Annotated in this window: 7 protein-coding genes, 1 tRNA gene and 2 rRNA genes (1 of these 10 only partly in view); all 10 read right to left on the reverse strand. The window is 55.0% G+C overall.

What is annotated here, in order from left to right; genetic code table 11:
* Positions 1–63 precede the first annotated feature (63 nt).
* Complete coding sequence (locus AC0V61_RS03955; protein WP_486155977.1) at positions 64–14,073, reverse strand: tandem-95 repeat protein; 14,010 nt, start codon at positions 14,071–14,073, stop codon at positions 64–66.
* A gap of 106 nt (positions 14,074–14,179) precedes the next feature.
* The gene (locus AC0V61_RS03960) at positions 14,180–14,869 is read right to left on the reverse strand and encodes a hypothetical protein (protein WP_486155978.1); all 690 of its coding nucleotides are present in this window, start codon (positions 14,867–14,869) and stop codon (positions 14,180–14,182) included.
* A gap of 499 nt (positions 14,870–15,368) precedes the next feature.
* A complete protein-coding gene (locus AC0V61_RS03965; RefSeq protein WP_486155979.1) occupies positions 15,369–15,827 on the reverse strand; it encodes a hypothetical protein in 459 nt (152 codons plus the stop codon).
* Between the two features lie 391 nt (positions 15,828–16,218).
* Positions 16,219–17,718 (reverse strand): HlyD family type I secretion periplasmic adaptor subunit, encoded by a 1,500-nt coding sequence (locus AC0V61_RS03970; protein WP_486155980.1) that lies wholly within the window; start codon positions 17,716–17,718, stop codon positions 16,219–16,221.
* Positions 17,715–18,644 carry an ATP-binding cassette domain-containing protein gene (locus tag AC0V61_RS03975; RefSeq protein ID WP_486155981.1) on the reverse strand — a complete coding sequence of 310 codons (930 nt, stop codon included), beginning with the start codon at positions 18,642–18,644 and terminating at the stop codon, positions 17,715–17,717. Before AC0V61_RS03975 ends, AC0V61_RS03970 begins: the two co-directional genes overlap by 4 nt.
* Positions 18,645–18,655: 11 nt before the next feature.
* Positions 18,656–19,897 (reverse strand): ABC transporter transmembrane domain-containing protein, encoded by a 1,242-nt coding sequence (locus AC0V61_RS03980; RefSeq protein ID WP_486155982.1) that lies wholly within the window; start codon positions 19,895–19,897, stop codon positions 18,656–18,658.
* 125 nt (positions 19,898–20,022) lie between these two features.
* Entirely contained in the window at positions 20,023–22,008 is a 1,986-nt protein-coding gene (locus tag AC0V61_RS03985) for an EF-hand domain-containing protein (RefSeq protein WP_486155983.1), read from the reverse strand.
* A 376-nt stretch (positions 22,009–22,384) separates the two neighbouring features.
* Positions 22,385–22,461, reverse strand: a tRNA-Met gene (locus tag AC0V61_RS03990).
* Between the two features lie 145 nt (positions 22,462–22,606).
* Positions 22,607–22,721 (reverse strand): 5S ribosomal RNA (rrf, locus tag AC0V61_RS03995).
* Positions 22,722–22,845: 124 nt separating this feature from the next.
* Positions 22,846–25,214: ribosomal RNA gene (locus tag AC0V61_RS04000) — 23S ribosomal RNA — on the reverse strand (it continues 425 nt past the right edge of the window).

Consider the following 25,214-nt stretch of genomic DNA (forward strand, 5'->3'; position numbering starts at 1 on the left):
GCTAGAGCACGGGTCTGGCGTGCTTTGCAGCAACACCAGACCAATGGCCCTACTCACTAGGTATCACGCATAAAAGTGCAGATACTCAGGCGTATCGGAACGTAGGCGATCGGTCTCTGCTGAGCCGACAGCGCCAAAGCTGTTCATCTCCTGGCGGATCATCATCAGCCTGCGGGAAAGCTCTGCCTCAGGGTTAACAAGCGCCTCCATCGCACTCGATGCCATGACCATACGCTGACCAGCGGCGGCTATATCTACGTTCGAGGTGTCGGGCTCATTTGCATCCCACCTTTCATCGCCATGCGATTGAAGCGTATTGCTGAGCTCGAAGAACAGATTTCGCGCAGGCTCTTCGATAATCGAGGCAAGCGTTACGCGTTCGTGGGGCCGTGTTTGCAACGTCTTCTGGTCCGCTATTGGATCAAGTCCGAAGCGAGAGGCATCGCTTGCCGTATTGATGTCCTGCTCAGGCTCCGCGAAACGATCAAACAGGCTGCTCGAAGGCTGACCAAAGTCATTGCGCAGCTCATCGAAGATCGCATCGAGCGAGGCTAGCGGCTGATCGGTGACTTGCGGCGCAGCGCCTCTCCTCAGGAAGAAATCGGCCGCTTGGTCAAACTGAGGAATGCCCAGATTGCTATAGCTGAGGCCTCCGGTCGCAAAGCTGAATGCCGAGGATGGCGCGGCGCCTTCCGCTGGACGATAGGTAAGCGATACATCCGCCACCGTGCTTGTCGTGCCATCGGCTCGGGTGAAGCTGGAGGTTGCTGTCACGGCATTTCGATCAAGCTTGACCCGGTCCTCAACACCTGTGGCGGCAAGTGAGATCGAGACAATCCCGGCCTCTTCGAGCGTTATCAGCTCGCCTGCATCCGTGCGGCCATTGCCATTGCGGTCCTGCCACACACGAAGCTCACCAAAGCGGGCGTCGTCTACGTCCACTACGCCGTCGCGGTTGCTGTCCATATTGGCGAGGCCCTGGAGTCCGGTGCGCGCAGCATCATTTTCAGAGGCCAGCGTCAGCTCGGACGCCTCAGTGATCAGCCCGTCATTGTTGCGGTCGATTACAAGGAAGCCATCGTCACCTGAGAGCCAGCCGGTGCCGTCTGCTCTGCCATCGCCTGCATAATCGAAACTGGCGGTGGAGCGCTTCATCCGCACCATTTCGATACCATCGCCGTCGAGGTCGAGCACCACTGGCGCAAAGCGGCCATAGTCGCCCTTCTTAGTGGTGATCACCGTGTTCGCGCCCAGCTGTCCTGCAAGGCTGCTGACGTCAGAGCGACGACGTTTGCGGTCCACCGCAGCAACGCCGCCTGAGATATGGATACGGTACTTCTTTGCCTTACGGTCGAAGGCGTAGCTGGTCGTATCAAGCTCTGGCAGGTTGCCCGCAGCTGAGAAGTAGGTGAGCGCTGCATCAGCAAACTCGCGGGTCTGACCGTTGATGAGCGTGAAACTGCCGGTGTTGGCAACAGCCACTTCGCCAAACTCAATTGCGCCCTCAACCGGGGTTCCATCAAGATTGATCGAAGCAATGCCCACTTCGCGCAATGTGGCGGTTTCGCCCTCGTCAACCGCGCCATCGCCATCGGCATCGTTCCAGACGCCGAATTCCTCATAGCGCTCGTCATCTGCATTGAGGACGCCATCGCCATTGCTGTCAAAAGCGCGCAGACCATCAAGGTCGGTGGCCGCATCCTCGACATCATCGATGAAGCTGATTTCCTCAATGCCAGAGACAAGGCCGTTGCCGTCACGGTCTAGGAAGAGGAAGGCGTCGTTTGCGCCAATCCAGCTGGTGTTGTCGGCAAGCCCGTCGCTATCAAGGTCGAACAGAGCATTGCTGTCATCTGCGCTGACCGTCTGGACGCCGTCGCCTGCAAGATCGAGGATGATGGGCGAGGCAATATTGAGCGTATCGCCGCCTTTAAATTGCAAGCGCTCGATTGAAACAAGAAGGTCAGCGCCGTCGTTACCATCAACCGCTGTGTCTTGGTCAACGATCAACGAGACGTTGAAGAAGCCGCCGCTGGTAAAGAGTTGATAATCCTCAATATCGCCAAGCATATGTGCGGTGTCGAAGCCGAAACCGCCATAGAGGTCGTCATTACCCTGACCACCATACAGGTCATCATTGCCCCACAGGCCAAAGATGCGGTCATTGCCATCGCCGCCTGCAAGCTCATCGCTCGCAAAGCCGCCGACGATAAGGTCATTGCCCCCAGCGCCAAAAATACGGTTGCGCCCAAAGAGCGAGCCGAAGAGGCGATTGCGGCGATCATTGCCTTGGCGGAAGCCGTCAAAGGCATCGGAATCGTCGATATTGATGGTGACAGTCGCGGTTGAAGTGAACTCGCCATCAGTCACGGTGTAGGTGAAGGTCGCGAGGCCAGTGTAGACCGCATCGGGGATGTAAATGATGTTGCCATCGCCATCCACGCTCACTTCGCCGATGCTCGCGTCCTGAACGCTGACTAGAGTGAGCGTGTCGCCCTCTGCATCCACGTCGTTATCGAACAAGGTGTTCGGGTCGATGGCGAGCTCGCGGTTGGCGGTGGTGACGAAGACACCGTCATCTTCTGCCACTGGAGCCGTATTCCCGCCGAGCACGGTGAGCGTGAAGCTATCGCTCGCGCTCGCCTCGCCGTCGGACGCGGTGACGGTGATTGCATAATCACCCGCTTCTGCCGGCACACTGTCCGAGGCGAGGATGCCGCCAGTGAGGGTAAGCCAGCTTGGGAGAGCTGAGCCATCGGAGAGCCCTGCGCTAAAGGTCAGAGCATCGCCATCCACATCGGTAAATGCGCCGTTGGCAAAATCGATGGTAAGTGCATCGCCCACGTTGGCTTCCACGTCAGATGCGGCTTGGACCAGAGATGGCGCGTCATTCACGGGATCGATGGTGAGTGTGAAGGTGTCGGAGACACTGAACTCGCCATCTGATGCGGTAACCGTCAGATCGAACGCCCCGTTGAAGTCCTGCGGCGGGGTGCCTGTGAATGTCGCCCCGTCGAAATTCAGCCATGCTGGCAAAGCGGTGCCGTCCGCAAGCGAGGCACTGAGCGTCAGAGTATCGCCGTCAATATCGGCAAAGGCATCGGTTGGCAGAGCAAGCGAAATTGCCACATCCTCATCCGAAGACACATCAGCAAGGACCTGCGCCAGAACCGGCGCGTCATTCACAGGATCAATGGTGAGCGTGAACGCAGTATCTGCCGAGAGCTCTCCATCGCTTGCTGTTATAGTGAGGTTCAATGCACCGTTGAAGTCCTGCGGCGGGGTCCCTGTGAAGGTCGCCCCATCGAAAGTGAGCCAATCCGGAAGGTCGCTGCCATCTGAAAGCGTCGCGCTCAGCGTGAGAGCATCGCCATCTACATCGCCAAATGTGTCTTGCGGCACAAGCACCGAAATCGCCTCGTCTTCGAGGGTTGTCACACTAGTCAGCGCCGTCAGTAAGACAGGCGCATCATTGACCGCCTCGATGGTCACACGGAAGCTATCTGACACCGATTCCTCAGCATCGCTCGCAGTCACGGTGATATCGAGGAACCCATTGAAGTCCTGCGGCGGCGTGCCGGCAAAACTTGTTCCATCAAAGGAAAGCCATGACGGCAGCGCGCTGCCTCCGAGAAGCGTCGCGGTGAAAGTCAAAATATCACCGTCGACATCAGCGAAGGTGCCGTCTGGCACGTCAAAGCTGATGGCCGTGTCCTCCAGACCCGATTGATCAACCAATGGTTGCAGCAAAACCGGCGGATCGTTCAGCGGGTCAACCGTTAGCGTAAAGCTTTGTGAGGCAGACAACTCTCCGTCACTCGCAATGACACTCAGCTCAACCGAACCGTTGAAATCCTGGGGCGGAGTACCCGTGAAGCTCACCCCGTCAAATGCGATCCAATCGGGTAGATCTGAACCGTCTGCAAGCGTCGCAGAAAGCGTCAATGCATCGCCGTCGACATCCGCAAACGCCGCTTGGTCGATTGCAAAGGCAAACGGCGCGTCCTCGACGGTAGAGACGTTAGCGATCGCAAGCGCTGCTACCGGCGCATCGTTTACCGCCGTGATTGTGATCGAAACGGGCGTGCTAACCGACGCCTCACCATCACTGGCTGTAACGACCAAATCGATGGCGCCATTGAAGTCCTGCGGCGGAGTGCCTGAGAAAGTCATCCCGTCAAATGAGAGCCACGTGGGAAGTGCGCTTCCATCCAACAAAGTGGCATTCAAAGTCAGAGCATCGCCGTCCACGTCGGTGAAAGTGCCAGTGGGAACCTCCAGGCTGATCGCTGTATCTTCTTCGACAAACACTGGGTCGATGATCTGCGCGACTTCTGGCGCAGTGTTTACAAAAGGAATGAACGCAAAGCTGGTAACGTTCGCAGCGCGCCCATCATCGGCCACAACAGCAACCTCAAATGGCTCTTCAAAGCTTTCTGGCACTGTACCGGAAATCTCAAGACCATTGACCACAACCCAATCAGGGAGCGCACCAAGATTGGCGGCAACGATTTCAAGAGTAATCGGGTCACCCTCAGCGTCGATAAAGGTTGATTGAGGCACAGTTAGCGCGAAGGTCTCACCCGGACGCAGGACCACGTCAGCTGGCTGCTGCGCAACACGCGGAGCATCGTTCACAGCCAGAATGTCGATGGATAGCGCTGCAGATGTTGAAGCCAAGCCGTCATCAGCAATGAGTTCGATATCGATTGTGCCGTTAAAATCGGCTGGAGGTGTGCCGGTAAAGCGCTCACCATCGAAGCTCAACCAATCAGGTAGAGCCTCGCCGCTTACAAGCTGCGCGGTGACAGAGAGAGTGTCTCCATCTGCATCCGTGATCGATCCGGTAGGTAACAGCCAATCGACCAGTGCATCCTCAAAGCTGGTGAAGGTCAGCGAGGAAAGACCGATGACGGGCGCATCATTTGCCGCGTTCACTGTGACGGACACACGCGCACTCGAAATGCCGCCATTGCCGTCTGACAAGGAGTAATCGAAACCCGCTTCGCCTGCAAAGTCCGCAGTTGGCCGGAAACGAATGCTGCCATCGGCGCTTTGCCAAGCCTGTCCGTTGGTCGCATTAGCTATGCTTGCAAGGCTCAGCACATCGCCATTGGCATCCGTGCCTCCTGCGATGAGCGCTGCGCGGTCAATGACAAGAGTGCCGTCTTCCAAGACCTCAAAGGCCAAGTCGCTGGCCTCTGGCGCGATGTTTTCAGGCGCGAGAGCCGTGGTCTGATCATCACCAAGGAACACAAGGTCTTCAACGCCTTCGAGCGTATCGGTTCCGTCGCGCCCTTCAACGGTGTCAGTCACGGTCGTGACATTCCCATCAACCGTAATGACATATTCATCACGCGCTCCGGTAAAGGTCGCTGAGTCGCGCCCAGAGCCACCAAAAATCAGATCATCGCCGCCTGCACCAATGAGAGCATCATTGCCACCACTGCCACGGATGACATCGTCACTGCTAAAGCCAAGGATCGTATCATCAGCAAAAGTAGAGGCGGTATCAAGGATGAACTCCTCGACGTTTTGCGCAGTCAGACGCGAGCCATCGTCAAAGGCAAAGCGCTCGACACGGTTGGCTTCATTGCCAAACTGCCCCTTCACCGTGAGCGTCAAGCGCTCAAGTCCAAGCACTTCGACCAGCAAATCTTCGCCATTCTCACCTGTGCGTGAGAAGAACAGGTCTGTTTGCGCGATCCCTTCGCCAAACTGGACAGTGTCCGAACCGCCCGCATCAAGGATCATGTCCTCGGCATAGTCGCGCCCGAAGAGGTAGATGTCATCGCCTGCACCGCCAAGCAGTTGGTTATTGTCGTCACCACCAGCGCCCCCATCAAGCAGGCCGCCATCGTCATTGGTGCGCTGTACTGAACCATCAACCTCAATCGGATCACGCGTAAACTGAGTGACGTCGCCCGCTGACAGTTCCAGTCCGCTTTCAAATACAAAGCGGCCTACAGGTGGTGTGGCGTCACTTTGGCCTGAGAGCGGTCCCAGCTGGCCAACAATCGTCAAGCGTTCACCAGTCTCGATGTTCTCGATCACCAGATCAGACGGATCGGTCTCAGATGCGAAATAGCGCATTTGAGCAGGATCAAGAATGCCCTCAAGCACCACTGTATCTAGGGCAGTAGTGCCTGCATTATTGCCCGCAAACCGCTGAGTGCTCTTAAGCGTGTCATTGCCATCGCCTGCCGACCAACGGAATTCACCGCCTTCGCCCACGCTAATGATGGTGTCATCACCTGCCAGACTTTCGATGCTGTCACCGGTCTCGAGGATGAGGGTGTCTGCCCCCTCACTCGCAGCCGGTTTGAGAGCATCAAGGTCAATTTGAGTGACTGATGGGATCGCAACAAACTCGATCAACGGCAGGATATCGCCCAAAGAAAGCTGGATAGTCGAAAAGCCGTTTTGGAGCAGAACCCTATCAACCACGGTACGCGTCGAAGGATCGACAACCGTGTCGGGTTGCCCATCAAAGTCGAGGTCAGGCGCAACTTCGTCTACCGAACCGTCGCCATCGACATCGCGCGCAAGGAAAGCAGCGGGAGGGGGGCCACCGATGCCGATGCCAATACCGATGCCGCCGCCACCGTTGCCATCGTCCTCGCTATAAATTGTGTACGTCGTAGCGCCCGTTGCAAGGTCAAACTCGCGATCAGCGACGAACTCACCATTTGCATCGTAGAGCTCGCCGAAACCGCGAACATCCCAGGCATTTGCGCCCACTTGCGGGTCGAAATTGCTGATCCATGATGGCCCTAAACCATCATCAAAGCCGACAAGATCCATTTGCCCATCGCCATCAACATCAAGCAATGACCAATCGACTTGGCCGCCAAGGTCAGTGGGTGCAGCAAGCCAAGTGACACCGTCCTCAGAATATTCATCACCCACGCCATCACCGTCGACATCTCGGATCGAAAAACTGAGCGATGGCTCCGGAAAACGGCCAAACTTTACAAAATCATAGCGTTCAAAATTTCCATCAAAATCTGCATCTACAGCGTTGACAAAACCTCCGAATAGGTCTGCGCTTGCTTCGGCAACATCTTCCCAATCGCTTTGGCCATCACCATCAAAGTCTGCTGATGAGAAATCAGGCGTTCCATCGCCGTCTGCATCAAGTGTAGCAAAATCGGCAACACCGTTACCGTCAAAGTCGATCTGCCCCCAATCGGCCGTTCCATCACCGTCAAGATCAGGTGAGACAAAGCCAGATTGCACGTCTGGTATACCAAATCCGAATTGGTTGAGGATCGTAACGCGGCTGCCATCAGACTTCTCAATGATTAGATCATTGGGGTTGTTGTCTTCGATGATGAAGCGCAGTTCATCAGGGTCGAATACGCCATCAAGCTCAAGCGTGTTTGAGGTCCAAGCGTCGAGGTTACCGGTGCCCGACAAGGCCTCTTCGTAGCGGGCGTCTTGGACATAATCATTGCCAGACCCATCGCTGACGGAAATGCGTGCATCGCCATCGTTTGAAATGATCAGCTCATCGCCTGGCTGTGTGGTCAATTGCTGACCGGGATCCACTGTACTTGTCGGGAGAGTGTTGGGATCGAATGGTGGCGGCAAATCTGCAGTGGTGAGCGTCTCGCCGCCAACCGAAATTTCGCCAAGCGCGTCTGGTTCAAACAACAAACGGTCATCGCTGCCTGCAAGCGAAAGCTCAATCAGTCCAGGCTCGTCCAGTGACCATGTCAATTGCACATCCGCTGCCGCGACGCCTAGGCGCATGTCGATGTTCAACGTGCTGCCATTGCTTATATAGCGATCAGTGCCAAAGCCGATGCCGAAAGCAACACGGTCAACGCCGTCGGAAGTGAAGCGATTGGGCCCGTTGCTGCCAAAGATAATGTCATCGCCAGCACCTGCATCAATCAGATCGAGTGAGGAGCCGGATCCTTGAAGCTGGTCAGAACCCGGGGTTCCCTGAAGTAGTGGTGACCTTCGACCTGTTGGTATCTCAATCTGCTCGTTGTCGTCACTAAAACCACTCACCACGGTCGAACCACCGTCATCAGCAGTGACGCCGAAACGCAGCTGCCGTCCGACTTCATTGAAAGTCTGATTGCGCGCAGGATCCATTCCGTCGAGGATGGTCACTGTTGTTCCGCCAGCCTCAATCCGTAGATGGCGCCCCACAACGCCGTCGACCTCATTGACCTCCGATGTGACGACATCGGATACCGAAATCCCTTCAAGGCTTATGGTGAACGGGCTAGGTCCAAATCCGGGTCTGGAACCATCCCCGGAATAACTAATGATCTTGTGACCACTGTCAGCGCCGATCACTATCCTCTCTCGCCCATCGCCAATATTGACCCTGTCATTGCCGAGGCCAAGATTGATCGTGCGACCAGAATGCAACGTCTCGATAACATCGTCGCCATCAGTAACCTCGCCTGCAAAGACGAGATCGATCAATTCATTATCCGAAAGCGTTACCGTATCGAACTCAAACAGCTCAAGCTGCAAACCTCGCGATTTTAGTTGGCTGCGAGGGTCAAGGTCGGGCCTAAACTCGTCGTCTGGTGTACCATCTAGCGTGAGCGTTTCACCGGTCGCGTTGTTGGTGATTATAATGGAGAATGGATCGGAGGGGTCGCGAGAAACAGTGACATCTTCTGGGTCCATACCAGCCAAACGTACCGTTTGATTGCTCCCGCCATTGTCTTTGATGATGTCATTGCCATCACCCACTCGCCATACGTAAAGGTTGTTTTCGCGCCCGCCGATCAAAATGTCATTGCCACGTCCCCCATCGCGGGCATTGGGCACATTGCCACCATCCAAAATGAGGTCGTCACCTTCGCCTCTTGTCGTAAGCTGCTCATTGAGGCCGCTAAACGTCTGACCATCACCGAACCGGAAGAGTTCGATCCGACCCGTTGGTCCGCTAAACTGTGCGGTCGAAAGGTCGTAAGGATAGTTCCAGAAATGACCTTCAATCGTGAGGGTGTCGCCTGATGCGAAGGAAATCACCAGATCGCTATCGACCTTCGCAAGGGTGGCGTTGTCGAGCGTCAGCTCCGGGCCGAGGAAGACGATTTCGTCGTTTCGGCCACCAAGATCATAAATGATGTCATCGCCAAAACCGACTTCGAATTCATACGTGTCATCAGCAGAATTGCTCGCACTGCCGATAAGGACGTCGTTGCCTGCTCCTGCACGGAAAACCGCATCGCCTTGCCCTGTATTGTACAGGAAGTCGTCGCCGTCCGTGCCAGAGGTCACCCCTGCGCCGCTGAGATTGATCGTGAAGCCATTGTCGAACTGCACAAATTCAATCGAGGAATTCGCGTCAACCAATGGGCCGCCGCGGCCAAACTCAAAGATATCAGCCGCATCATCAAAGCGCAGATCCATGACGTCTGCGCCGGTCGGTGCAAGAATGGTGTCAATCCCATCCGAACTTCCAATGATGCGGGTGTAGTCGGAGGTGATTTCGTAAGTGTCGATCCCGCCATTGCCAATGAATGTGTCGCTTCCACCATTACTGGTAAATGTCTCGGATGCGTCTGAACCCTCGAGGGTCTCAGATTCCGATGTACCACTAACGAAATTGTTCTCGCCGGCCGTGATTTCTTGCAAGAAATCAAGGAATGTCTTTATGGATCCGTCAGCAAAAGCGAAAGATGTCACGATTGGTGAGCGCAGCCCTCCAACGATCGTAAGACTGTCTCCCTCTGGTGAGCGAAGGACAAGGTCATCATTTTGGCCGCGTTCGGCCGAGATATCATCGGCCGCTATTCCGGATCCAAACTCAACCGAGTTGTTGGTGTCTGCATCAATGATGCGATCTTCGCCCCATCCAAGCTCAAACCGATATGTGTCTTTGCCCGCATTGCCGCGAAGAGTGTCATTTCCGCCCAAACCTGCGATGATATCATCACGCCTGGACCCAATGATCTCGTCGCTTCCAGCGGTTCCTGTGTTCAAGCCCAAGTCGACCTGATCGATGGTCAGTGTTTGATCGTTGAATTCAAATGTCTCGATCGCTTTATTCGCAGCAGAATGGTGACCAACGATCAGCAACGTCTCACCGGTCGCCGTTAACGTGATCAGCAGATCATCGGACTCGCCATCGCGCCGGACCTCAAAGCTTACATCAGCGCTGTTTGCATCGATGATAACGCGGTCACCGCCGGTTAGATCGGAGATCGTATCATTGCCCGACCCCGGCCCAAACGCATAAGTGTTGTTCAAGCCTGTGCCGATAATGAGGTCATCATCTGGCGTACCGTCGATGACTTCAGGGCCCGCAGGAGCAATAATCGCCCCCAGATCACCACCAGCCGAGGTGACTAAAGTGAGAATATTCTCGCTGGTCCCATCAGCGAAACGCACGGTTTCAATGTCTGATTCAAGCCCAGTGTCATCAAGGGTAATCTGCACACGAAGATCAAGTTCGCCGGTCTGGTCAGTGATGTTGACCCAAGTGCGCCCTTCCTCAAGCACGACGGCAAAATCAAGCTCAGAGCGATCAAAGTCAGGCAAGAAAAGCTGATCTTCGCCCTCCCGGTCAACTATATCAAGCGAACCGACGCCGCTCCCAACGATGTAGATGTCGTCCCCTACAGCGCCATCCACGCGGCCGGTATCCGACTGGATTAGAAAAATGTCGTCTCCGCGTCGTCCACCCCAAGTTGACGTACCAATAACCTCATCTTCGCCGCCTGAAACAAAGAGTGCCCGGCGCAATTCATCACTCGTAAAGGGAATGCCGCCGGCAACCAAAGCCTGATCAATCTGCGCCTCAAATTCAGCAGACGAGACGCCAAACTCGGTAAGGTAAGCCTTGAGAATTCCGTTCAGGCCTGCCCAGTACCCGATCGCGTCGCTATTGGAGCTCGGTTGATTAGCTGCAGCAGAAGCTAGAACGGCCTCCAAGGTCACGCCATCCTGCGCGGTAAAAAATGCTGCCGCTTCAAAACTCAAGCCAGGGGTGAGATCATTCCCAAGAGCAGTCTGACCGACCAGCTTAGCACCGGTTCGCGCCACGAACTCTCGCCACTCCCCTGTTAAAATTAAGCCTGCATCAGCCCTAGGATTTGCCCCGATAAGAGCCTGATTGAAGCCTCTGCCCGTTATAGCTTCGAGTGCTGCAAGCCATTGAGCGTTGATATTTGGACCGCGCGAATCTGCCGCGACTTGATCAGCTCCGGTCCAGCGCAAGATGATCTCTTGGGTTAGCGACAGCACCTTGTGTGCATCTGAAATATCCAACTCAGAAAATTGGCGCACCAATTCTGCAAGTCCCGGATCACGGGTCATTGCCACATCGAGGTCAGAAACAGTGCCAGAACCCAAGAGGAATGGGAGATCAGACAAATCTTCACCGATCTGGAATTCGGCTGCAAGTTCAAAGGCATCGTATTGGTCAATCGACAGATACGCATCGTAGACGGAGGTGGTGCTCCCATCCCCAAAGGTAACGGTGGACGCGCGCTCGACGACGGAGGCGTCATCGACAATTTCAACGTGATCCGAGCCGAACGTTGCAAGGCTGATCGAAACAATCCCAAGATCGTCAAGGCTGACGAGTTCACCCTCATCGCTCACCGCATCCTGATTGGCATCGATCCAAACTTGAAGCGTTCCAAACTCCGCGTCCGCCGCTGTAATTGCTCCATCCATATTGCTGTCAAGAACGGCGAGTTCAGCAAAGCCATCTTCGCCAAATTCGCGGAATGCCCCCGCGCTCAGATCAACATTGCCAGTGCCAAACAGTTCTGAGCCACGGTCGATTGTACCGCTACCATCAAGATCGCGTACAAGCAGTCCATCGCCCGAACGCGCCCAGGACACGCGCTCTGCAAAGCCATCATTATCAAGGTCAAAGTAAGCGGCAGTGATTGAGCGCGCAGCCACGACGCTTTGATCGCCATCAAGATCAATAATCAGCGGATCGCGCTGTTCTTCCGCCTCATCGGTGTCCGGTTCCGCCTCCTTCAGACGAATACCAGCAAGCCCATTGCGGAAGTTCTTAATCGTAATGGTGGAACCAGCAGCAGTCGAACCAAACAATCCGTCGGTCGCAGTAACCGTAAGCGTGGTCCCATTTAGTCGATAAGTGGTCCCATCGGAAGCCTCGTAGACCCGCGAACCTTCGGAAGTTTCTTCGCCTCCGGTTAGAAGTTTACCACCCAATTTGACACGGTCACCGCGATCAGGGTCGTTAATTATGTCACCATTGTTGGTGAGGAACACATCGCTGCCAGCACCGCCGGTCAATTGGTCTGCAGAAGCGGAATCAAACGGGTTAAGCCCACCGGGCGCATCATTTTGAGCCGCATCCAAGATGTCATTGCCCGTACCACCGATAAGGACGTCTTCGCCGCCAGCGCCGATGATTATGTCATTCCCAGACCCACCATCGATCTGGTCTATGCCATCCCCTCCCAGTATCCGGTCGTTGCCACCTTCACCTGAAATTTTGTCATCGCCATCTCGGCCATCGATGATGTCATCACCCGAACCGCCCTTAATGGTGTCAACGCCCTCGCCACCAAAGAGCTGATCGTTACCGGCTCCTCCGTCGAGATTGTCACCCTCATCGCCGCCAAAGATGGTGTCTTCTCCATCGCCGCCGCTGATTGTGTCGACGCCTTCGCCGCCGAATATCTCGTCGTTACCAGCCTCGCCTTTTAGCGTGTCGCCCTCGTCTCCGCCGAAAATACGATCATCGCCCTCGCCACCGGTAATGGTGTCAATTCCATCGCCGCCCGTGAGAGTGTCATTTCCATCGTCACCATCAATGGTGTCGTTGCCGCCTTGGCCATCAATAGTGTCATTGCCCGAACCACCGGAGATAGTATCGTTGCCATCGATAGCGAACGTACGGGTGCTATCGCCTTGGATGGTGTCATCTCCCGAGCCACCCTCAATCGTGTCGTCACCCGAGCCCCCGGTTATGGTGTCGTCGCCCTCATTCCCGAAAAGATCGTTGTCGGAATTGTTGCCGCCTATTGTGTCGTCGCCTTCGCCTCCGCGGATTTCTGTTTCTGTGCCGAAACCAAAAACGCCGCTTACTTCGTTCGGCAGTTCCAGCCGGTCATCGAAGTCAGAACCGATGACGACTTCGACATCGCTGACTTGAGCGTTGATAGCCCGCCAATCGACAGCTTTTGTCGCATCAAAGTAATCAACGGTGTCGCGTCCATCCCCGCCATCGATGACAGTGTCTTCGCTGTCGGCGAAGAAAAAGTCGTCTCCATCGCCTCCATAAAGCTTATCCGCGCCAGCACCTCCTAAGACCTCATCATCACCCTCTCCGCCGTGAATCGTATCGTCACCAGCGCCGCCATCGATTACGTCGTCCCCATCATCACCGTGTAATTGATCATCACCAGCTTCTCCTAGCAAGTTGTCGTCGTCATCGCCCCCTTCAATTGTGTCTGCACCATCACCGCCGTACAGCCAATCATCACCGCCTCCGCCTTTTATCTCGTCATTTCCAGTCAATCCAAAGACAAGGTCGCGTGAATTTCCCAATCTCGTGCTATCTTGGATATTGTTTTTGGTTAAGCCGGGTACGTCGCCAACACGAACTTGATCGACCTTCAGACCGTTGGTGTAGCTGTTCGTACCGAAAAAAGCCTGCCGCGGGTCGCTCTGCGACAACAAACCAAAATAGGACGTGCGAATTTGATCAATGTCCCCGAGTTCGCGAGCAACAACATTCTGCGTGTCTACCGCTCCACCGCGCACATCACTGAGACCGTTGATAAAACCATCGTCATTTGAGATGTTTGGATATCCGGGGTCATTCGCCCCTCCCAATTCATACAAATGAGCAAGCTCATGAGCCAACGTATGAACAATATTTCGTCGAATAAGAACGCCAGTCTCATTAAAATAGTAGAGTGGCTTAGAATTCGCATCCACTCCGATCCATGGATTTCCTGCATCGCGCGCGGCATAAAAGCGCGTGTCCGCACCAAAGTTCAGGACACCAGCTGTTGCAGCGGTCGTCAGAAGGCTTCTGCCAGTCGGCGATTTATAAAGCTCGGTAATCCAGCCAATGATTGTCTGCTTTAAAGTATCAGACACAACTCCCGGAGACACTCCGTTACCCGCAAAAATCCATGTGGTACCGCTCGGGTTACCCCAAAATCGTGCAGCAGCAATTATATCAGCTAAAGTCATGGATTAACCCTCATTGACTAGGAGATTGCAGATAGAATTCTTCGACGACGTTCGCGTCTTCTCGAATGAATCGAAGTTGATATGAATTTTCTTCATGCTTCAGGAACTGCACACAGTGTGACTGAACCTTAAAGTCACGATCTTCGAAAATGCAAACATCTATATCATTGATTTTGAAATAGAATTCTTCGAAGGTTATACCCTCTCCGGAGTAGGTATAAAGAACACTTTCGTCGTCTCTGAATAGCAGTGAAGGTGAAAGTGAGCTTCCGTCGCGTGGAGTGAAATTCCTGAACCTTAAAATCGGTTTCAACTCCTTCTTTGAAAGAGGACTATTCGTGCGTGGGGAGTTCAAGTTTTCGTCTCCATTTTTCGAAATATGCGCGTCGGGCGATTCAGAAATCACAGATCCCATCGCTCCTCTTTCGCTTGGATTGGAACCACTTTGAACATCGACGGGTTCGGCGGCAGCACTACATCCAAACAAAAACAACGGAAGTAAGGTAGCTGGCGAAATGACGTATCTACCTTCTGCATCTTTGAAACCATTGCCCGAGGAACCGATTGGACGGGGAGGCGACCGCCGTTTTGCGAATACAGCAGGGCGCTTGACCGGTTTCTCATTGTTTAGACAAGGACACGCCTGGGAGCGCGACCAGAGCCCAAGCCATGAAATCGCTGAAGCGGTAGGTAAGATCACTTCATTCTCTCCAGATTTCTGGAACAGGCATCTACCGTGTAGGGGCCCTGCCTTATTTGGTTGCCTGATGGACTTCGAAGGGTGGGGTCGACCACCGAAACATATGCGATATTGCTGCCAAAGAACCGGTCGCCATGCTTGTGCAAACCGGTTTTGCCCTCGCCCGATGCTCGAGCGGAGCAGCAACCCGGATGCTCGGCGAGAAACGCACGAACGGACTGCAAATCGATAGGCGCCTCGGGATCGCTTTGCGGAACTGCGCTATCCGACCCTGGCCCCTGACCTGCCCTCAGAACAGACTGGATCGCGGGACGGGCCTGAAGGTGCGACCATACCCCCTGCCAAAAGACCCGCTCGCGCGTGGCTTGAGAAAAGTTACTCATGCAAACCGGGCGACCCTCGCCTGTGGTGTATGCAAGGAACGCGAAATACCCGGTTACGAGTAGCGCGAGGCAGGCCAGAGCTGACGCAGCGACCTTCATAAAAAACACCCCGAGCATCAATTGAGCACCTCGTAGATGTTGCAGGATTTTATGTAGTCCTCTGTGTCGTAAAACCTGCGGTCATAGGGGTTGGTGAATGAACGCCAGTACAGTGCAGGGTTTCTTAGGGTGAGCCTGTAAAACGGCTTGCTGAACTTACGCGGATTTTGAGTGCGTTCTATTTTTGCAAGTTCGACAGCCTCACCTTTCGACACTTCTGCCGAGGTTACTACATTCCCGTCATCATCAAGAACCCACGCACCATTGCTATCTGCGATTGGTCTTGCACCGACGAACCGCAAGGCAACCATCCCTGTGAGCATATCGTCACGCGAAATGTATCGGTACTCACCTTCGTCTTCCAAATAACAATAGGTGCCGTGGTGTCTTTCCAAATTCCACGTGTAGACCACCCAGCCCATGGCCATCGCGAGCGGAGAGAGTGCAATCAACGAGATGAAAAGAGCTTTCTTCACAATGAGCAAGACTTCCTAAAAGCCGCCACATCCGGGTGATTGGGCTGATAGGTTTTCAACTTCGCCATTCACGCCCGTGTGATCTCGAATGCCAATCTTTGCTCTCCCCTAAGCTGGTGGGCCAAAGCGCCTGCGCGCAACCCCACCAAACATACGAACCCATTTCAAGAGATCACACGAACAGCCCCGCGGAGCGCCAAGCACCCAGCGGTTAATCAAGTCGAACGATGGAAAAACCAACCCTCAATTTGCGCCCTTCTTCAACGACACGCAGCATTTGACAAATCAATGGCCAAAACTTGCGAGGTTCGTTGATCCCATGAACTTACAACCAATATCCTTTTCAAATCATTGTCAATTGCGCAGTTCAGTTTTTACAGTTTATATTTCTTTATCTTTCCCGTCCCGCTTCGTTGACTGCTTGGGAGATGGGTGAGAGCAAGTATTGGATGATACGTCTTTGGCCGGTTTTAATCTCGGCCTGCACGCTCATCCCCGGTTGGACGCTGTCACACAGCGCATGGCGCTCCGGGTTATCCGCCTCGCAGGAAAGCTCGATCTTGGCCGCATAAACGAGGCCCGGCTGGATCGGCCGCCCATTCTCATCGCGCACACTCCCAGCGGGTTGCTGTGATTGGTCTATCGCATCCCGGCTGATGTTGGTGACGGTCCCTTCGATGAGGCCATAATCGGTGAAGTTAAACGCCTCGAGTTTCACCGCCACGCGCTGGCCAACTTTGATAAAGCCGATATCCTTGTTCTGGACGAATGCCTCGACCGTGACCCCGCCATTGCAGCTCGCCGCATCGCTCGCATCGCCTGAGGTGCAGGGCACGATCACCATAAGCGGCTCCGCTGGCTGGACGACGCCGCCGATGGTTCCCACCGCAAGCTGCTGAACCACACCATCGACTGGGCTGCGAAGTTCTTGGAATCGGCGCATGCGTTCGGCTTTGCGTAGTTCTTCGCTCGCCATCGTGGCGCGGTCGTTTGCCTCGGCGAGATCAGTCACGGCAGACCGGCCAAAACCCGCTCGTAAGCTTCGTAGCTCGGCAGTCAGCCGTCCAATGGCAGCTTGGGCACGCTGCCTATTGGCCTGCTGCACCTCTATATTGCGCAGGTGCTCAGCGCGCAGTTGTTCGTATTCAAGAAGCTGGAGCTTGGAGAAATAGCCGCGTTCGGCAAGCTCGGCGCGTGCACCCAATTGCTGGTCAATGAATGGCAGCGCTTCTTCGAGTTTTGCAATCTCGGCATTCGACGCGGCAAGCTCGGCCTGAGCTTCGGCGCGCTGCTGGGTAAGCGCACTTTTCTGCGCATCGTATTGCGCAGTCGCATTGGTGACGAAGGCCTCTTCGGTGCGGATGATATCAGGCGGCGTGCCTTCGGGCGGCACGAAGCGCGCGCGCTTTCCCTGCAAATGCGCGAGAAGAGCGTCATTGCGGGCCTGGATAATCCGCGCGGAGAGCAGCGTTTGTGTGCTTTGCGCCTCATCCGCATTGGCAAGCGTCGGGTCGAGCTCGATCAGCAGCTCACCCGCTTTCACAAATTGTCCATTCTTGACGTGGATCTGGCGCACGGATCCGATTTCGATAGGCTGTACGACTTTGACATTATCGCCCGGCACTGTCTTGCCCGCAGCGGTCGCGACCACGTCAATTTTGCCCACAAACGCCCATATTAGCGCGAGCACAAACAGCGCGCAGATGAGGAGCAAGAGCCAGCGCATACCGGGGCTTGCGGGTTTTTCCATTATCTCCAGCGCTGCGGGGAGGAATTCGTGTTCTTCTTTGGGCTTGAAGGCTTTGTCCGCCTCAGTTTGCCCGCGCCACGCCTCGCCAAAAACGCCGAGGTGCTTAGCCATTGTGGGGAAACGGTCGGAAAGGAAGCTCATGACATCCCCGCCATACCGGTCTGCTTCGCGTGCAATTGCGCATAGCGGCCACCGGCTTTGAGGAGCTCTTCATGGCTGCCCATTTCGGTGATTTCGCCGGCCTCAACCGTGATGATCCGGTCGCATGGGCGCACGGCGGACAGGCGGTGCGCAATTATCATGACGGTGCGTCCCTCTGCGATGCGGGCGAGGTTGTTTTGGATAATCTCCTCACTCTCGGCATCAAGTGCGCTGGTGGCTTCGTCGAGGATCAGGATGCTGGGATCAGTGATAAGCGCGCGGGCGATGGCGAGGCGTTGACGCTGTCCGCCTGAAAGGTTGGCCCCGCGCTCTTCGATTATGGTGTCGTAGCCTTGGGCGAGCGTGAGGATAAACTCATGTGCACCGGCAAGCTCGGCGGCTGCGATAACACGTTCCATGTCGATCGTGGGGTTCGCCAGCGCGATATTCTCGCGCACGGTGCGGTTGAAGAGGATGTTTTCCTGCAGGACCACGCCCACTTGGCGGCGCAGCCATGCCGGATCGACAAGCGCCAAGTCCGTACCATCAACCAACACGCGGCCCTGTTCGGGCACATAAAGCCGCTGCACCAGCTTGGTGAGCGTCGACTTGCCAGAGCCCGACGGCCCAACTATCCCCAGCATCTCGCCAGCGCGTATATCAAGGCTTACCCCGCGCAGAGCTTCGGGCGCATCTGCGCGGTAGCGGAAGCGCACTTTGTCGAACTCGACCTGCCCCTTGATCGGCGGCAGGCTCGCGCGGTTGGGGTTGTGTTCAGGTTCTGCGGGGGCGTTGAGGATATCGCCCAGACGGTCCACGGAAATACGCACCTGCTGGAAATCCTGCCACAGCTGCGACAGCCGCAAGATCGGCTGCGCCACACGGCCTGATAACATGTTGAACGCGACCAATGCGCCGACTGTCAAAGACCCTGCAATTACCGCCTGCGCTCCGAAAAAAGGATCGCCACGGTCGTGAGTTTGCTCACCAATTGGATCAGATGGCTCCCCCAATTGGAGAGCACCGTCACATCCCAACCGGTCTTGATATAGCCCGCAAACTGCTTTTCCCACCGGTCGCGCATACGCGGCTCAACCGCCATGCTCTTGAGCGTTCCGATGCCGGTGACGGTCTCGACTAGAAACGCCTGGTTCTCCGCCCCGCGTTTGAATTTCTCGTCCAAACGCGCGCGAAGTGGCGGGGTGATGAAGATTGAAATGGTGACGTAAATCGGGATGGTGAGCGCGACGATAAGCGTCAGCATCGGCGAATAGAGATACATCACAATGAAAAACACGATGGTGAAGAACAGGTCGATGACAACCGTCACAGCGTTTGACGTCAAGAAGTTGCGAATGTTCTCAAGCTCGCGCACCCGCGCCACGCTATCGCCCACCCGCCGTGCCTCGAAATAGGAAAGCGGGAGGGCGACGAGATGTTTAAAGAGCGACGCGGAAAGCTCGGCATCCACCCGGTTCGATGTGTGCGCAAAGAGCCAATTGCGAAGCGCCGACAACATCGTCTCAAACACCAGCACGGTGGCAAGACCAATCGCAAGCACTTCAAGCGTCGTCATCGATTGGTGCACGAGCACTTTATCGATCACAAGCTGGAAGAAAATGGGCGAGGCAAGGCCCACCAATTGCAGGAAGAAACTGCCCACCAGAACATCGCGCAAAGCCCGCCTGTACTTAACAAGCGCCGGAATAAACCAGCTGATATCAAAGGCGCGTTTCTCGCCTGCGATCTTTTCGCGGCTTGTCATCAGCAGCAGGTCTACCTTGCCGCCGTCAAACTCATACTCCTCAAGGACCTGCTCTTCGCCCAACACCTCAGGGCGCTCGCTATCGGGCCGCAGAACCATATGGCGCACACCCGCATCGCCGCTTGTGTCTATCTTGAGGAGCACCGCGCAGCCACCTTCATTGAGTCGCACGAGCGCTGGTAGGGGCTGCTTCGAAAGGTCACTGAGGCTTGCACTTTTGCGCCGCGCGATCAGGTCCAGTTTCTTGGCGATCCGCACCAGATCATCGAAGGTGTAAGCCCTATCGCCCTGCCCGCGATCATGGTGGATTTGCGCAGGGTCCGCCGCTTGCCCAAGAAATTGCGCAAGTAAAACGAAGCTAGACAGCGCCGCATCGGCGGGAGCCGCCAAAGGATTTTCTGTTGAAGCTGTCATTAATTGCAACCGACCCCGCTAAGTCAACTAGCGGTTTTTACTCAGATCGCAAGTGGTGAGTGCTTGTCATTAAGAGGCTGGGAAGACGACCCGTCATCGGGCAGCTGTGATCCACTACGAAGTTCTCACCAGGGCTGCCGCTCTCCGGTGGGAATAAGCTCAATCGGAGCTACGTATTCCGAGGGTACTGCTGGCATCACCTCTGGCGGCATATCCTCCGGCTGCTCTTCGGTCGGCGCTGGTTCAAAAGTGATGCCTTGCTTGCCTTCAACAGCGCGCAGCGGCCCGCCGTCTTCAGGGAAGCAACCCGCCATTTCCCCACCATAACGGTAAAGGCACGACTTGCCGTCCTCGCCGGTACGGATCTGAACAGCTTTTCCACGAGAGTACCGGGTGCAATAGTCGCCCTCAATCACAGTTTCGCCGTCGTCGGCGTAGAGGCAACCGCGGCCAAAATCGCCCTCGGGGCGTTCGATCCCTTCACCTAGCACAAAGCTGTACCAGCCTGAATCCTTCAGACCCCCAGGAAAACGATCCAGCGGTTTAAGCAGTCGGTATTCAGCACCGTACTGCGTCGGCTCAATAATCCCCTGATATGCAAGCCTTGCGAGACCAAAATCTGCGGGCAAGAGTTCGTACCGCTCGACTGATGTTGGCGATACTATGTCATCGATATTCGGATCGCCCAATCCGCGAGGGCGCTCATCGGTTACCGCCCACCAGACATCTGGATCAAACCCTTCTGGCGCAGGAATACCAGCGTTGAAACTCTCGATTTGCATCGAAGGCAAATACGCCATACCGATCCTGCCCGATGCAGCCCGAGTCTTCAATCCGGTCACAGCTGTAATGACGTGTTCAAGCTGTTTAGTACCAAAATTGGCTTGGTTGCGTGCCTTACGGACAGGAAAGCAATTATCGCCGAAATGAACTTTGGCCCGCGCGATACCAGAGACACCTGCCAGAGGTTTGCCAGCGTCATCACGTGAATGCGAAAGTGCAATGACCTTTGCTACGCGCTCTGTCGCGCCGGAGATATCCCAGATAACCGGATCTTCTGTCATCAAGAGAATGTAGAGAGGCGTGTCGCCGGGCTCTATCTGGACTTCGACAATGCTGGTTTCGCGGTCCTGTCCTCCGACCGCTATCGTCGAGCCAAGCTGACCGGTGATCGCCGCAATCGCGACAGCTTCGCTCCCAGAGGCTGGCTGGGGCAGCTTGCAAAGTGGCAGTCGAGTGATCTCTTGCGCAATTGCTACCGTACGCCGACCGGTGCGATACTCTGAGCTTGAAGCGATCCCATCGCCATTGGTGTCAATCTGCGCAAACTGCCGATTGAAGGCTGACCTCAGCTCGGTCTCGGTAAGTCTTCCGTCGGCGTCCGCATCGATCTGAAAAATGCGCTCAAACATACGGCTACGTCGGCCGCGTTCGCGAGTGTCTTGTGCAGATGCAGCCGGTAGCCCCGCCATTTCGCTTGCGGTGACAACGCCATCGCCATCAAGGTCAATTTGTTCGAAATCGATCTTGGGCGTTTCGGTCACCGCCGGGCGCGCTGCGGCAAAAGCTGCATACATTTCCTCCCGATTCAGACGTTCGTCGCCGTCGATGTCTGCCGCGGAGAAAATTTGCGATTGCCGGCCCGCACTTCGGACCATGTCGCTCAGCTCAACAAAACCATCCTTATCAAAGTCGTACACGCTGAAGACGTTCTCAGCTTGTTCGCGGCCGCTTTGTCGGTACTCGATAGCGGCAACGATTTCAGCTTCGGTAAGAGCGCCATCTCCATTCCGATCCATCTCGACGATCTGGCTTTCAAACTTCGCAATTCGGCGTGCTTGGCCTGCGAGGGCTTTCTCGCCTATGCGAGCTTCCATTCGAGCGACATCAGCTCGGTCGAGCCCGTTGCCGTCAGTATCGACAGCCCGCAACGACCCAAGCAGCTTTTCAAGATAGGCCTCTCGTTCTGATCCGGATCGGACATTAGCCAGCAGGATCGTTGCTGGATCATAGCGAGTGATCACAGGGCTATGATTTTCGGCAGCCAATTCAGATGTAAAAATCGCAGCAACAACGGCTATGCTTGCGAAGTGACAAGTAGTCCGGATCATAAATGGAATCCCCAAGCTCGCATCAATAAACCTGACGTTCGGTCTAGCGTACGAGAATTGCAAAAGGCTTAGTGTGACGAAAAGTCGTTAGAGGACAGGAGAACAGCTTCGAGAATGGGATCTAAGTATTCAGTTTTATGGGGATCGAGAGCTAGGCCTACGCCCTGTCCTTTGCTGTCCGCGTCGAGCTCAAACGACAAAAAGCCTCGCTGACGACAGCGAGGCTTTTAAATAACGGGTTTTCAATATGATGCTGGTCCAGGAGAGTTGGAATTGAACCAAGCGCACGCGACAGTGCTACGGGGGAGGCGCACACAACCTAGTCTTCAGCCTATCCGCGACGCGGTGGATCTCTAAATCTTTGGAAGAGTGATGCTGGTTGCGGGAGTTGGATTTGAACCAACGACCTTCAGGTTATGAGCCTGACGAGCTACCGGACTGCTCCATCCCGCGCTACCTAGCTTAGGTGTCCAAAAAACCAGCGCATTTCGCGTAGTCCAAAGACACCAAAAGGGCCAGCCCGTAGGCAAGCCCTTTGACAGTGAATGGGTTCTTTCCCGTAACAGCGCCGATTAAGACACTTCCCACAAGCTACAATGCCTGGCGGCGACCTACTCTTCCATGCCTTAAGACATAGTACCATCGGCGCTAACTGGTTTCACGGCCGAGTTCGAGATGGGATCGGGTGGGTCACAGTCGCTAGGACCACCAAGCAATGAAGCCTGTGGGGTGTTACGGGTTATAAATCGATGATCGGTTTTGTGAACGTCTGGCTGGAGCATTTCTCCACCGCAAGACGAGCTTACCCAAAGGGCAGGCCTGTCATTGACAGTGCGAATTCTCAAGCACGAATAAATCATTAGTACCAGTTAGCTCCACACATTACTGCGCTTCCACACCTGGCCTATCAACGTCATGGTCTCTGACGGATCTAAAATACCTAATCTCAAGGGAGGCTTCCCGCTTAGATGCTTTCAGCGGTTATCCCGTCCATACATAGCTACTCTGCGGCACTCCTGGCGGAATGACAGATACACCAGAGGTATGTTCACCCCGGTCCTCTCGTACTAGGGGCAACTCCTTTCAAGTATCGACGCCCACGGCAGATAGGGACCAAACTGTCTCGCGACGTTCTGAACCCAGCTCACGTACCACTTTAATTGGCGAACAGCCAAACCCTTGGGACCTGCTCCAGCCCCAGGATGTGATGAGCCGACATCGAGGTGCCAAACACTGCCGTCGATATGAGCTCTTGGGCAGTATCAGCCTGTTATCCCCGGCGTACCTTTTATCCGTTGAGCGATGGCCCTTCCACGAGGGACCACCGGATCACTATGACCGACTTTCGTCTCTGCTCGACCTGTCGGTCTCGCAGTCAGGCATGCTTATGCCATTGCACTCTCGCAGCCGGTTTCCAACCGGCCTGAGCATACCATCGCGCGCCTCCGTTACTCTTTAGGAGGCGACCGCCCCAGTCAAACTACCCGCCATAGAGGGTCCCTGATCCGGATAACGGACCTAGGTTAGACATCAGAAACAAACAGGGTGGTATTTCACAGGTTGGCTCCACTCGGACTGGCGCCCAAGTTTCAAAGCCTCCCACCTATTCTACACAGTTTCTTCCTAATGCCACTCTAAAGCTGCAGTAAAGGTGCACGGGGTCTTTCCGTCTAACCGCGGGTACTCCGCATCTTCACGGAGAATTCAATTTCGCTGAGCATATCCTGGAGACAGTGGGGAAGTCGTTACGCCATTCGTGCAGGTCGGAACTTACCCGACAAGGAATTTCGCTACCTTAGGACCGTTATAGTTACGGCCGCCGTTTACTTGGGCTTCAATTCGGAGCTTGCACTCCTCCTCTTAACCTTCAAGCACCGGGCAGGCGTCAGACCCTATACGTCGTCTTGAAGCCGACTTAGCAGAGTCCTGTGTTTTTGCTAAACAGTCGCTACCCCCTGGCCTGTGCCCCCCACCAAAAGTTGCCTTCTGATGGGGCCTCCTTCTTCCGAAGGTACGGAGGCAATTTGCCGAGTTCCTTCAGGATACTTCTCTCAAGCGCCTTGGTATACTCTACCTGACCACCTGTGTCGGTTTCGGGTACGGTTTATACGGAGAGGCTATTTCCTGGATCTGCTTGGCAGCATGCCCAATCCAATAAGGACACACTACTTCCACAAACCGTCACACATCTCCAAGCCCACGAATATTTACGTGGTTCCCATCGACTACCCCCTTCGGGCTCGTCTTAGGGGCCGGCTAACCCTGCTCCGATTAGCGTTGAGCAGGAACCCTTGGTCTTTCGGCGAGAGGGCATCTCACCCTCTTTATCGCTACTCATGTCAGCATTCGCACTTCTGATATCTCCACGGTCGGTTACCCTCCCGCTTCATCAACTTACAGAACGCTCCGCTACCGCTGCAGTAAACTGCAACCCTAAGCTTCGGTGAATACCTTTAGTCCCGTTACATCTTCGCCGCAGGAACCCTTATTTAGACCAGTGAGCTGTTACGCTTTCTTTAAAGGATGGCTGCTTCTAAGCCAACCTCCTGGTTGTTTTGGGATTCCCACATGCTTTCGCACTTAGGTATTACTTGGGGACCTTAGCTGTAGGTTAGGGCTGTTTCCCTTTTGACGACGGACCTTAGCACCCGCCGTCTGTCTGCCAGACTAGACTCATTGGTATTCGGAGTTTGGTTAGAATTGGTACCGCTCGCGCAGCCCGCGTCCATCCAGTGCTCTACCCCCAATGGCAAAAATCTGACGCTCTACCTCAATAGATTTCGCGGAGAACCAGCTATTTCCCGGCTTGATTGGCCTTTCACCCCTAAACACAAGTCATCCGAGCATTTTTCAACATGCAACGGTTCGGTCCTCCAGTGCGTGTTACCGCACCTTCAACCTGCTCATGCCTAGATCGCCGGGGTTCGGGTCTAATCCAACATACTCAGTCGCCCTATTCAGACTCGCTTTCGCTTCGCCTACACCTAACGGCTTAAGCTTGCATGCTAGATTAAGTCACTGACCCATTATGCAAGAGGTACGCTGTCACCCCCTATGGGGCTCCAACTGCTTGTAAGCATCCGGTTTCAGGTACTGTTTCACTCCCCTAATCGGGGTGCTTTTCACCTTTCCCTCACGGTACTGTGTTCGCTATCGGTCATGTACGAGTATTTAGGCTTGGAGGGTGGTCCCCCCATGTTCAGACA

This window comes from Erythrobacter sp. JB1-4 (genome assembly GCF_057365025.1).

Bases quoted from the DNA above. Each gene is read 5' to 3' on its own strand.
- AC0V61_RS03980 (WP_486155982.1), bottom strand. From the start codon at position 19,897: ATGACAGCTTCAACAGAAAATCCTTTGGCGGCTCCCGCCGATGCGGCG.
- AC0V61_RS03985 (WP_486155983.1), bottom strand. From the start codon at position 22,008: ATGATCCGGACTACTTGTCACTTCGCAAGCATAGCCGTTGTTGCTGCG.
- AC0V61_RS03970 (WP_486155980.1), bottom strand. From the start codon at position 17,718: ATGAGCTTCCTTTCCGACCGTTTCCCCACAATGGCTAAGCACCTCGGC.